Annotated in this window: 13 protein-coding genes and 1 pseudogene; 8 read left to right on the top strand and 6 right to left on the bottom strand. The window is 70.3% G+C overall.

Translation table 11 applies throughout. The features are described 5' to 3' along the window. Positions 1-1,152 precede the first annotated feature (1,152 nt). From FLX08_RS40790 to FLX08_RS24090, 4 genes are all read left to right on the top strand, one after another. Positions 1,153-1,314 carry an alpha/beta fold hydrolase gene (locus tag FLX08_RS40790; RefSeq protein ID WP_167530552.1) on the top strand — a complete coding sequence of 54 codons (162 nt, stop codon included), beginning with the start codon at positions 1,153-1,155 and terminating at the stop codon, positions 1,312-1,314. 451 nt (positions 1,315-1,765) lie between these two features. Next, positions 1,766-2,428 carry an NAD(P)H-binding protein gene (locus FLX08_RS24100; RefSeq protein WP_142621582.1) on the top strand — a complete coding sequence of 221 codons (663 nt, stop codon included), beginning with the start codon at positions 1,766-1,768 and terminating at the stop codon, positions 2,426-2,428. Positions 2,429-2,783: 355 nt separating this feature from the next. Further along, positions 2,784-3,008 (top strand): hypothetical protein, encoded by a 225-nt coding sequence (locus tag FLX08_RS41475; protein ID WP_208761623.1) that lies wholly within the window; start codon positions 2,784-2,786, stop codon positions 3,006-3,008. A 177-nt stretch (positions 3,009-3,185) separates the two neighbouring features. Further along, a complete protein-coding gene (locus tag FLX08_RS24090; RefSeq protein ID WP_142621580.1) occupies positions 3,186-3,434 on the top strand; it encodes a hypothetical protein in 249 nt (82 codons plus the stop codon). Between the two features lie 11 nt (positions 3,435-3,445). On the opposite strand, the gene FLX08_RS42985 is transcribed toward FLX08_RS24090, so the two are convergent. Continuing rightward, on the bottom strand, positions 3,446-3,568 hold the full coding sequence (locus tag FLX08_RS42985) for a hypothetical protein (protein WP_280117127.1): 123 nt from the start codon (positions 3,566-3,568) through the stop codon (positions 3,446-3,448). 22 nt (positions 3,569-3,590) lie between these two features. Continuing rightward, a pseudogene (locus FLX08_RS43450) lies at positions 3,591-3,784 on the bottom strand (low molecular weight phosphatase family protein); the annotation flags it as partial. On the opposite strand from FLX08_RS43450, the gene FLX08_RS24085 reads away from it, so the two are divergent. Beyond that, positions 3,750-4,271, top strand: a complete 522-nt coding sequence (locus tag FLX08_RS24085; protein WP_425280638.1) for a P-loop NTPase family protein — start codon at positions 3,750-3,752, stop codon at positions 4,269-4,271. The pseudogene FLX08_RS43450 and the gene FLX08_RS24085 overlap by 35 nt on opposite strands. A 59-nt stretch (positions 4,272-4,330) precedes the next feature. Further along, a complete protein-coding gene (locus FLX08_RS24080) occupies positions 4,331-5,551 on the top strand; it encodes a GNAT family N-acetyltransferase (protein WP_208761622.1) in 1,221 nt (406 codons plus the stop codon). 14 nt (positions 5,552-5,565) lie between these two features. Here FLX08_RS24080 and FLX08_RS24075 read toward each other — a convergent pair whose 3' ends face one another. Continuing rightward, positions 5,566-6,801, bottom strand: a complete 1,236-nt coding sequence (locus FLX08_RS24075; protein WP_142621577.1) for an MFS transporter — start codon at positions 6,799-6,801, stop codon at positions 5,566-5,568. A gap of 5 nt (positions 6,802-6,806) precedes the next feature. Further along, the gene (locus FLX08_RS24070) at positions 6,807-8,162 is read right to left on the bottom strand and encodes an FAD-dependent oxidoreductase (RefSeq protein WP_244312853.1); all 1,356 of its coding nucleotides are present in this window, start codon (positions 8,160-8,162) and stop codon (positions 6,807-6,809) included. 107 nt (positions 8,163-8,269) lie between these two features. On the opposite strand from FLX08_RS24070, the gene FLX08_RS24065 reads away from it, so the two are divergent. Next, the gene (locus tag FLX08_RS24065) at positions 8,270-9,325 is read left to right on the top strand and encodes a flavin-containing monooxygenase (RefSeq protein ID WP_142621575.1); all 1,056 of its coding nucleotides are present in this window, start codon (positions 8,270-8,272) and stop codon (positions 9,323-9,325) included. A 78-nt stretch (positions 9,326-9,403) separates the two neighbouring features. Then, on the top strand, positions 9,404-9,766 hold the full coding sequence (locus FLX08_RS24060; RefSeq protein ID WP_142621573.1) for an ArsR/SmtB family transcription factor: 363 nt from the start codon (positions 9,404-9,406) through the stop codon (positions 9,764-9,766). A gap of 79 nt (positions 9,767-9,845) precedes the next feature. Here FLX08_RS24060 and arsB read toward each other — a convergent pair whose 3' ends face one another. Next, positions 9,846-10,928, bottom strand: coding sequence for an ACR3 family arsenite efflux transporter (arsB, locus tag FLX08_RS24055; protein WP_142621571.1), 1,083 nt, complete (start codon positions 10,926-10,928; stop codon positions 9,846-9,848). Then, positions 10,925-11,239: an ArsR/SmtB family transcription factor gene (locus tag FLX08_RS24050; RefSeq protein ID WP_142621569.1), complete on the bottom strand. Its 315-nt coding sequence runs from the start codon at positions 11,237-11,239 to the stop codon at positions 10,925-10,927. Before FLX08_RS24050 ends, arsB begins: the two co-directional genes overlap by 4 nt. Positions 11,240-11,353 lie beyond the last annotated feature (114 nt).

Raw genomic sequence — 11,353 nt, 5'->3', positions numbered from 1 at the left:
CAAGGCAGGTTCGTCCGTCCCGGCCCCGGTGTTCACCGGGGCATCTTCGACCATTGCAGAGCGCTCCTTGTCTGACACGCTGCCGCCCTTCCCCATGTGGCCGGCTTTCCCGGCCTCGGAGTACTACGGCGGCTCCGCCCCGCCGGTGCCCTTCGACGGGCAACGCGTCCTATCCCGCACGGCCCTCTGGAAGAGACCTGAACGGGACCGGCCCACCGGCGGTTCCCACGTTCACTGCCAACCGATCGAGAGGTGAGGTGCCCGGCTATACCCCTGCGGCATCGCCACGGCTACGCCGTAGTCCTTCACCGTGACCTCCCAGGCCCAGCAGGGGAAACCTGCCCGGGAGTTCACCGATCCTCCGCCGCCGCGGACTCGACGGCCAAGCATCGGCTGCGCGCCGCCAACCAGCCCAGATCCACCGGGTTCGAGCTGGCACACTTTCAAGAGGCGTAACAACACCGGTTCCTCACGTACACCTTCCTCTCTTGCTCACCGAGCCCGACCCATCCGGCAGTCCTGAGCCGACCCGACTTTGTCGCGGCTGCTCCCGCCTTCCCCGGCGTTCCTCCAGGTCAGGCTGCCGCCAGCTTCACCTGCCTGCTACGACAGGCAGGAGGCGGAGTCCTTTCACCTCCGCTCGGTCCAACAGCGCCTCGTGGCGCACCCCCTGAAAGTGTGGAGACGGTCCTATGCCACAGCGGCCCTGAGCAGGGCCGCTGACGCTTGCCTTGTTCTCGATCATCTGACGCTCGACTGTGACAGGCGGCAGCCCGTCGTTGGCGCTGTGCCTCCTGCTGGTGTAGAAGTCGACGATCCAGGTCTCGATCTTCAGCCGTGCGTCGGCCCCGCGTGCGGAAGGGGGTGACCACCTCGGTTCGCCCGTCGTGCAGGTCGATGAACGTGATCGTGGTCCGCATGCCGCCCATCGGACGAACGTGCCGGCCGCGTACCTCAGTGCCGAGGCGCGAGCCGGCTTCGCCACCGAGTCTCGACCGTTTCGACGTCTATCTCGCCGGCCCGCAGGAGTAGGGAGCACGGCATGCCCACAGTCACCTCAGCCGTCGGCGCCACGATCGCGTGCGAACGCAGGGGAATCGGGCCGTTGCTCGTCTCGTCGACGGTGCCGTGTGCTTTCGTGGCGCGGGACCGATGCGGCCGCTCGCCGCGCTGCTGCGAGACGCCTTCACTGTCTGCACGTACGACCGTCGCGGCCGGGGTGAGAGCTCGGACACGATGCCCTACGCGGTCGCCCGCGAGGTCGAGGATCTGCGGGCCCTCATCGCGCAGGCCCGCGGCGAGGCCTACGTCTAGGCCATTTCTCAGGGCTGCTCTCGCCGCGGCCGCGGCCGTCGGCCCTGGGATCACCAAGCTCGCACTTTACGAGCCGCCGTTCCTGGCCGAGGTCGAGGACGGCAGCTGGATGAAGGAGTACACGCAGAGACTGCGAACTGCTCGACGCCGGTCGCAGGGGCGATGCCGTAGCCGTGTTCATGACGAACGTCGGCATACCCGCCCAGGTCGTCAGGGCCACGGCGGATGCGCTCCGTACAGCGGAGCACCGGACGCTCGACCGTCAGACGCACGACGTGGCCCCCGACTCCTGCTCGCCCCCGTCTTGATCGGCTTTTCGGCGCCTGACATCCGCCCGTTCATCCACCGGTCATATCAGGCGGCGCCGCGCCCTTGTGGGAGCGGCCGTGGCTGGGTACGGCCTCATGGTGTGCGGGCGGCTGCCGGGAGCTTGTCATCGGGGGTGAGTCACATGCGAGTGGTGATCGCAGGGGGCCATGGGAGGGTCGCTCTCAGGCTGGAAAGGGTGCTCGCGGACCGCGGAGACGCGCCAGTGGGCCTCATCCGTAACCCGGAGCACGACGTCGACGTCCGGGCGGCCGGGGCAGAGCCGGTGCTCTGTGACCTGGAGGACGCCCGTGTCGAGGAGGTGGAGCGGATCCTCATAGGGGCCGGCGCGGTGGTCTTCGCCGCCGGCGCCGGGCCGGTGGGCGGTCTCGTCCGTATGTACGCGGTCGACCAGTGGGCACTGGCCCTCATGGCGGAGGCGGCCGAGAAGGCCCGTGTGCGGCGATTCATCCACATCTCCTGCATGGGCGCGGGCCGGCGACCGCCTCCGGAAAGCGACGACGCCTGGGCGGCGTACGTCGCGGCGAAGAGCGCCGCCGAGGACAACCTCCGCACCCGCGATCTCGACTGGACGATCCTGCGCCCCGGGCGGCTGACCGATGAGCGGGGATTGGGCCTGGTCACGCTGGCGGACCCGCCGCTGCCGCTCGGCGAGGTCTCGCGCGACGACGTCGCCGATGTGATCGCGGCGTTGCTCGACACTCCCGAGACTCGGCATCGCATCCTCGAACTGATCGGCGGCGGCATCCCGGTGGAGGAGGCGATCCGCCTGGTGCTCATCCGATGAGCCTCGTTCCGCGATCGGGTCGCCAGCCGACGGAGGCCGAGTCTTTATTCCGGCTCGCCGATCAGACTGGAGAAGCTGATCTACGAGCCGGAGCACTCACTGATCGACCAGAGCCTCCACGCCAGGTATGGCCCGGAGCCGGTCAACGGCGACGGGTTCGGCGTGGACTGCTACGGCGACGGCGAGGCGACACCCGCGGTGTTCAAGGACGCCAAGCCCGCCTGGGGGATCACAACCTCCGGCAACTCGCACGCTTCGTCCGGTCGCCGCTGTTCATGGCGCACGTGCGCGCTTCCACGGGAACGGCGATTCAGCAGACGAACTTCCATCCGTTCGCAAGTGCAGGTGGCTGTGGATGCACAACGGTGTGATCTCTCACAGCAGCAGCGCGAGGTGCATCCAGCGACTGCATCCCGAAGTGTTCACCCTCATGGAGCTCTCCGAAGGCGCACAGGTCGTCGTCTCGGAACCGCTGCGAGATCTGCCCGGCATGTGGTTCGAGGTCCCGGAGGCGACGTACACGGTGATCGAGGGCCGCACTTTGAAAATGTACCCTTTCAAGCAGATATCACCGGATTAGCCGCGTAAGTGGGATCTGTGAAACCTCCTGCCGTGGCTGCGTGAGCAGCCGGGACCCATGTACGGCCCGGAGAGCGTCCATCACCGACGCGGAGGGCTGGCGGTTTTGGCGAGTTGAGTGGACCTGTGCGGGTACGGCCCGGCTGACCCGGCGAAACGCAGAACATCAGGAGGGCTCATGACCTCGCGGGACCAGCCCCGGCACGAGACGCCCGAACAACATCTCACCGAGCGCGAGCTGCTCCATGTCGCGGCGTCCATCGCAATCTTGATCTTGTGCGTCGGCGTCGCGATCCTGAGCTTCATGGCAGGCCTGACATGGCTCGGCGTGATAAGCAGTGCGGTCCTGGCCGCCGCCCTTGTCGACCTGACTCTGCTCTCGTTGCGCCATTCCAGACGCAGGCACGGGCGAGTGTCCGCCGGATAGGGAGCAGAGGGTCAGCTGCGCCCGCCGTCCTGACGCCTGCCGGCCCGGTCGACGCACTTGTGCACCCGCACGCTGCGGTCGATCAGCTCGCGCAGTGGGCTCTCGTCGACAAGGACGCCGACCACGAGAGCCACCCCCGTACTCCTGGGAAGCGCATCAGGGCTGCAGAAGTTCGACCATCAGAACCTTTACCCGGTCGTACATCTCGTTCCTTATGTCACGCGCACAGCATCGATGCCCTGCCCGGCCGGGTCGTCGAGTTTCCAGTCCTCGTACCGTTTGCCGGGGAGGATAGGGCATGCATCACCGCAGCCCATGGTGATGACCACGTCGGATGCCTTAACGGCGTCGAAGAGCCTGCGGAACTTCCACCGCGAGCGCAGGGTCGTGGTCGAACCGGAAAGGCTTGACGCGCTCCGTACGTCGCTGCGGCTGGACGACACGGAGTCGGACATGTCCTACCTGTTCGGCAAGCAGTTACAGGAAGCCGACGTGATCGCCCTCAACAAGATCGACCTGCTCGGCACGGCGGAGGCCGCCGCCGTCATCGCGGACCTGCGTGAGCGGTACCCCACCGCCGCCGTTCTCGGCTACTCGGCGAAAACCGGGGACGGCCTGGAAGAACTGGTGCCCCTCTGGCTGGGTTCGGAGCCCGCGAGGCGCGGTCTCGACGTCGATTACGACCGCTACGCCAAGGCCGAGGCCGCGCCGGCGTGGCTGAACCTCGGCCTGGACGTGGCGGCGGCGGAGGGCTTCGACCCGGACGCCTGGGCCCGTGGGCTGCTGGAGCACCTGTCCGCGGCCGCCGCCCGCAACGGCTGGATGACGGCAGGATGAGGTGAAGCGGGGCGGCCTGGGCTCGCCGCCGCACCCGTCCGCGTGTGAAGGAGGCCGCCGTGGCTCACGATGAGATCGTCGACCGCTACTCCAGGTTCGCCAGGACGGCGATGACCGGCCAGTCCGGCCGCGACTCCACGTCCTTCGGCGAGGGCTGCGTCGGCGCCGCCGGATACGACGACACCGCCGCACTGCCCGAGGGCGCCCTGCGCGCCAGCCTGGGCTGCGGCAACCCCGTCGCCGTCGCCGACCTGCGCGAGGGCGAGGTCGTGCTCGACCTCGGCTCCGGCGGCGGAATCGACGTCCTGCTGTCCGCCCGCCGCGTCGGTCCCACCGGCAGGGTCTACGGCCTGGACGCCAGCTCCGACATGCTGAGCCTCGCCCGCGACAACGCCGCAAAGGCCGGCGTGACCAACACCGAGTTCCTGCACGGCACCATCGAGCACATCCCGCTGCCCGGCCGTGCGGTCGACGTGGTCATCTCCAACTGCGTCATCAACCTGTCCGACGACAAGGCGGCCACCCTGGCCGAGGCGTTCCGTGTCCTGCGCCCCGGCGGCCGCTTCGGCGTCAGCGACGTCGTCACCGAGGACGCCGTCCCCGACGAGGACCTGCGCCGCCGCACCGAGACCCGCATCGGATGCACCGCCGGTTCCCTGACCGCCGGCGAGTACCGCACCCTGCTCCTGGACGCCGGCTTCACCGGCATTACCGTCACCCCCACCGCGGACCACGGTGACGGCGTCCACTCGGCCGTCGTCAAGGCCGTCAAGCCGCCCGTCGCTCCCGGCTTCGAAATCCGCCCCATGCGCGCCGAGGACGCCGGCCAGGTTCTGAGCGTCTACCAGCTCGGCCTCGACACCGGCCACGCGAGCTTCGAGACCACTGCTCCGACCTGGGAGGCGTTCAGTTCCGCCCGCCTCGGACATTTGCGGTACGTCGTCGCCGACACCCGTACGGGCCAGGTGGTCGCCTGGGTGGCCGCCTCCCGCGTCTCCGCCCGTCCCGTCTATGCGGGCGTCGTCGAACACAGCATCTACGTCCACCCCGATTACGGTTCCCGGGGCCTGGGTCGTGCCCTTCTGGACGCCTTCGTCGCCGCGAGCGAGGACGCCGGCATCTGGACGATCCAATCCGGCGTGTTCCCCGAGAACACGGCCGGCCTGGCTCTGCACCAGGCGGCCGGCTTCCGTGTCCTCGGCACCCGCGAACGCATCGGACGCCACCACGGCGTCTGGCGCGACGTCCTCATGATCGAACGCCGTAGCCCCGCCATCTGATGCCACCGGTGGTGTCACTGCCTGATGCGGTTGGGGCCGGTGCCCAGGGCGAGGAAGCCCGCGAGGGCGGACATGGTCGCAAGCAGGGTGAACAGGTGCGGATACCCGCCCAGGGGCGGGGCGAGAGCGGCCCCGGCGAAGGGAGCCAGAGCTGCGGCGATGGTGGCGGGGGCGGCCAGCAGGCCGGACAGGCGGCCGTAGTGGGTGGTGCCCCAGCGATCGGGGACGGCGGTGGCCTGGAGCAGGGTGAGGTTGCCGCGCACCATGCCTGCGGCGACGGCGATCGCGGTGAGCAGCGCGACGGGTCCGGGGATGACGGCCAGGGCGGCGGTGGTGGCGCCACCGGCCGCCATCAGCGCGGCGGTGCGGAGCCTTACGTCGGTGCGGCGGGCGAGGGCGGCGTACAGGGTGCGGCCGAGGGTCTGGCCGGCGCCGCCTAGGCCGAGTGCCCAGGCGGCGGCCGTGGTGGAGGCGCCACGCGTGGTGAGAAGGGGAACCAGCGCGATGACGACGGCGTACATCGCGAAGGCGGAGGCGGTCAGCGCGGCAGCCAGCAGGAGGAACGGCCTGCTCCTGGCCACATTCACCGGCGCATCGCCGGTTCCGTGTGCAGGCTGACCGGACGGTGGCGATGGGGCGAGGGGCCAGGGGGCCCGCAGCGCGAGGGCGTGGGCCGGGATGGTGACGACGGCCAGGATCACGGCGAGCACCGCGTAGGTGGTGCGCCAGGACAGGTACTCGGCGAGGGTGGCGGTCAGGGGGGCGAAGACGGTGGAGGCCAGCCCGCCGGCGAGGGTCACGATGGTGAGCGCGCGGACGCGGTCGGGTCCCCACCAGCGGGTCACGGCCGCGAACGCCGGCTGGTAGAAGGTGGCCGCCATGGCGATCCCGGCGAGCAGCCAGGCCGCGGTGAAGGCGGGCAGGGTGGGCGCGTAGGCGGCGGCCAGCACGCTGAGCGTGGCCAGGATCGACCCGATCGTCATCACCGCCCGTGGGCCGCGGGTGTCCAGGATGCGGCCGACGGGGATGCCGGCGAGCGCGGAGACGAGCAGGGCGGCGGAGAAGGCCGCGGTGGTGGCGGCAGCCGACCAGCCGGTGTCCGCGGTGATGGCCGGGTTGAGCACGGGAAAGGCGTAGTAGACCACGCCCCAGCCGGTGATCTGGGTGAGGCACAGGGCGGGCAGGACGGCACGCGGCCGCGACCGGTCCTGTGAGCCGGTCGCGGCCGCGTGAGCGTGAAGATCGGCCACTGCGGTCAGCAGCCGCCGGAGGACGCGGGAGCGCCGATGCCGATCTGCAGGGTGGCCGGGGCGGCGCAGCAGCCACCGGACGCCTCCGCCGTGTCCGCCTGGTCGAACAGGCCGGAGCCGCCGCACACCCCGGTCTCGGGCAGGACGAGCTCGACGCGTTCGGCGGCCTCCCGGTCGCCGGCCAGGGCGGCGGTGATGGAGCGGGTCTGCTCGTAGCCGGTCATGGCCAGGAACGTCGGGGCGCGGCCGTAGGACTTCATGCCGACCAGGTAGATGCCCTGCTCGGGGTGGGACAGCTCGTTCACGCCGTGGGGGTAGACGGTGCCGCAGGAGTGCACGTTGGGGTCGATCAGCGGCGCCAGCGCGAGCGGGGCCTGAAGGCGCTCGTCCAGGCCGAGGCGCACCTCGGACAGGAACGACAGGTCGGGGCGGAATCCGGTCAGCACGATGACCTCGTCGACCGGCTCGGTGACCCGGCCGTCGTCGGAGACGAGGACCAGGCGGTCACCGTCACGCTGCACGGCGGCGGTGCGGAAGCCGGTGACCGCCGTGGCGTGTCCCGCCTCGACGGCGGCCTTGGCGGCGAGCCCGAGGGCGCCGCGTGCGGGGAGCTGGTCGGCCTCGCCGCCGCCGAAGGTATCGGCGCCGATGCCGCGCCGCAGGACCCATACCGCGTGCGTACCCGGCTCCTGCTCGGCCAGGTCGGCGAGGGCCGCCAGTGCGGTGAAGGCCGAGGCGCCGGAGCCGACCACCGCGGTGCGCCGCCCTGCGTACCGGGCGCGTACGGCAGGGTCGCGCAGGTCGGGGACGCGATAGGAGACGCGGTCGGTCGCGCTCTTTTCACCGAGCGCGGGCAGCCCGTCACCACCGAGCGGGTTGGGGGTGGTCCAGGTGCCGGAGGCGTCGATGACCGCACGGGCACTGATTCGCTCTTCGCGGCCGTCGCCGGTGCGTACGTGCACGGTGAAGGGCTGCTCGTCACGGCCGGAGTCGACCACCCGGTCTCGCCCGGCCTTGGCCACGCCGGTGACGGTGCTGTTGTAGCGGACCTTGTGGCCGAGAGTGTCGGCGAGCGGCTGCAGGTACTGCTCGGCCCAGTCTCCGCCGGTCGGGTACGTCGCCGCGTCCGGGCGGACCCAGCCGGTCGGGGCGAGCAGCTTTTCGGCGGCGGGGTCGACGACCTCGCTCCAGGTGGAGAACAGGCGCACGTGTGACCACTCCCGGACGGCGGATCCAGCCGCAGGGCCGGCCTCCAGCACCAGTGGGTCGAGTCCGCGTTCGATCAAGTGGGCGGCGGCGGCAAGGCCGACGGGACCGGCTCCGATCACGACGACAGGCAGTTCGGCGGCGGGCGTGGTCACGGCGTCTCCTCTGATTCGACATTCGTCTATGAGTTGCGCGGCCAGCATGGCATCTGTTTCGATACCCGTCAACATAGACGTTCATCGATACAGGAAAGGGTTTGGTCATGGATCAGATCGAGGTCGCGGTGATAGGCGGCGGTCAGTCCGGGCTGGCCACGGCGAACGCCCTACGGCGGCACGGGTTGAAGCCGGTGATCCTGGAGGCATCGCAGCAGCCTGCCGGGTCATGGCCCCGGTACTACGACAGCCTCACCCTGTTCTCCCCGGCCCGCTACAGCTCCTTGCCGGGGATGCCGTTCAGCGGTGGGGATCCGGATCGTTACCCGCACCGTGACGAGGTGATCGACTATCTCACCGCCTACGCCGCCCGCCTGGACGCCGACATTCGCACTGGTGCCCGCGTCGCGGAGGTCAGCGCGGAGGGCGAGGGGTTCGGCATCACCCTGCAAGACGGCAGCCGCCTCGCCGCACGGGCCGTGGTCGCGGCAAGCGGAACCTTCGGCAACCCCTACCGGCCGGCGCTGCCCGGCCTGGGGAACTTTACCGGGACGGTGCTGCACGCGGCCGACTATCGCGCCCCTGAGCCGTTCGCCGGTCAGCGGGTCGTTGTGGTGGGTGCAGGGAACTCTGCGGTGCAGATCGCCGCCGAACTCGCGACCGTGGCGCGGGTGACGCTGGCCACCCGGGCGCCGGTACGGTTCGCCCGTCAGCACCTGCTCGGCCGGGATCTGCATTTCTGGCTCACCGTCACCGGGCTGGACACCGCGCCGCTGGGCCGTCTGCTGCGCACACCTCCGACTCAGCCGGTCCTCGATGACGGCCGCTACCGCTCCGCCTTGAACGCCAGCGCCCCGGATCGGCGTGCCCTGTTCACCGAGGCTGGCGACAGCAAGGTCACCTGGGCGGACGGCACCACCGAGCAGGTGGATGCGATCGTGCTCGCCACCGGCTACCGCCCCGACCTGCCCTACCTGGCGGGGCTCGGCGCGCTGGACGCGGCCGGGCGTCCGCTGCACCGCGACGGCGCCTCGCTCACCCATCCCCTGCTCGCCTACGTGGGGCTGGAGTGGCAGCGCAGCCTGTCGTCCAACTCGCTGCGTGGGGTGGGCCGGGACGCCGCCCGCGCCGCCCGCCGGCTGGCCGCCCGCCTGCGCCGCTGACCGGCCGTGCGTCACCCACTGCGGCGGATGAGCTGGTGGGCCCTCACGCGTTGGTTCGATGTGTGTCAACATAGATGCATGTCGAATACGCGGACGCTGCCGGTGCTGGAGCCTGATGTCGTGCCGTGCTGCCCGCCGCTGACCGAACGCACCCTCACCGCGGCAGAGGCCGAGCGGACGGCGGCGATGTTCAAGGCGCTCAGCGACCCGGTGCGGCTGCGCCTGTTCTCCGCGGTCGCCTCCGCTCCCGGCGGCGAGGCGTGCGTGTGCGACATCTCCGACGTCGGGGTGTCCCAGCCGACCGTCTCCCACCACCTGAAGAAGCTGAAGGAGGCCGGTCTACTGGCCTCTGAGCGGCGGGGTACCTGGGTGTACTACCGGGTCGAGCCGAGCGTGCTGGCCGGAATGGGCCGGCTGCTGACCGGCCCCGCACGCGTCTGAAAACCACAGTCTGGCCTGTATGCAGCGGGTCCGCTGCGGACTTACCGGAGCAGCCCCCGTGCCGCCGACGGGTGTCTTGTCAGGGGTTGGCGGGGGCGAGTCTGCGGCGCCAGGCGAGGGAGACGTAGACCAGCGCCACCAGCACGGGGACCTCGATCAGCGGTCCGACCACCCCCGACAGGGCCTGGCCGGAGGTGACGCCGAAGGTGGCGATGGCCACCGCGATCGCCAGCTCGAAGTTGTTGCCGGCCGCGGTGAAGGCCAGCGTGGCGGTCCGCTCGTACGGCAGGCCCAGGGCCTTGCCGAGGGCGAAGGTGCCGAACCACATCAGGGCGAAGTAGGCCAGCAGCGGCAGCGCGATGCGGGCGACGTCGGCGGGCTCGGAGGTGATCGTCTTGCCCTGCAGGGCGAACAGGATCACGATCGTGAACAGCAGCCCGTACAGCGCGAACGGGCCGATCTTCGGCAGGAACGCGCTCTCATACCGCTGGCGGCCGAGCCTGCGCTCGCCCAGGCGGCGGGTGAGGAACCCGGCCAGCAGCGGGATGCCGAGGAAGATGACGACGTTGAGGGCGATCTTCCATGCGGAGATGCCAAGGTGCTGCCCCTGGCCCAGACCGAGCCAGCCGGGCAGCAGGTCGAGGTAGAACCAACCGAGCAGGGCGAACGCCAGGACCTGGAACACGCTGTTGAGCGCCACCAGGACGGCGGCGGCCTCACGGTCGCCGCAGGCCAGGTCGTTCCAGATGATGACCATGGCGATGCAGCGGGCCAGACCGACGATGATCAGGCCCGTGCGGTACTCCGGCAGGTCCGGCAGGAAGATCCAGGCCAGGGCGAACATCACGGCCGGGCCGATGACCCAGTTGACGACCAGTGAAGAGATCATCAGGCGGCGGTCGCCGGTGACGGCGTCGAGCTTGTCGTAGCGGACCTTGGCCAGCACCGGATACATCATGATCAGCAGGCCGAGGGCGATCGGCAGGGAGATGCCGCCGATCGCGACCTTCGACAGCACGGCGTTCAGCCCCGGGACGGCGCGGCCCAGACCAAGGCCCAAGGCCATGGCGGCCAGGATCCACACCGCAAGGAAACGGTCCAGCAGCGACAGCTTGCCCACCACGCCCCTGGGCGCGGCGAGCGCGGGCTCGGTGGCCGTCATGGGCAGGACCTCTTCCTGTCGGCGGCGGCGGTGGCACGGGCGGTCTCGGCCAGTTCGGCGAACTGCCCGGCCAAAGCGGCGATGACGTCAGGCTTGAGCCGGTAGTAGGTGAACCGGCCGCACGGCTCGGTGTCCACCACCCCGGCGTCCCGCAGCACCTTCAGGTGGTTGGACAGGTTGGTCTGCCGCGCGCCGGTCTCGGCCACCAAGTGCGTGGTGCACAGCGTTTCCCGGGCGAGCAGGGTCACGATCTGCAGCCGCAGGGGATCGGCCAGCACCCGCAATAGATCAGTGTCGACTGACATCAGCATGTACTGATACTGTCACATCAGCGGGGGCTGATGCGAATCTGACGCCCGGCCGCCAGCTCCTGCACGCCATCCGCGACGCGATCGACACCCACACCGACCTGCTCGCCACCCTGC

The organism is Microbispora hainanensis (genome assembly GCF_006874475.1).
GTDB lineage: Bacteria > Actinomycetota > Actinomycetes > Streptosporangiales > Streptosporangiaceae > Microbispora > Microbispora hainanensis.
Note: the sequence above shows the minus strand (reverse complement) of the source record. Positions and strands in the feature narration are given on the sequence as shown.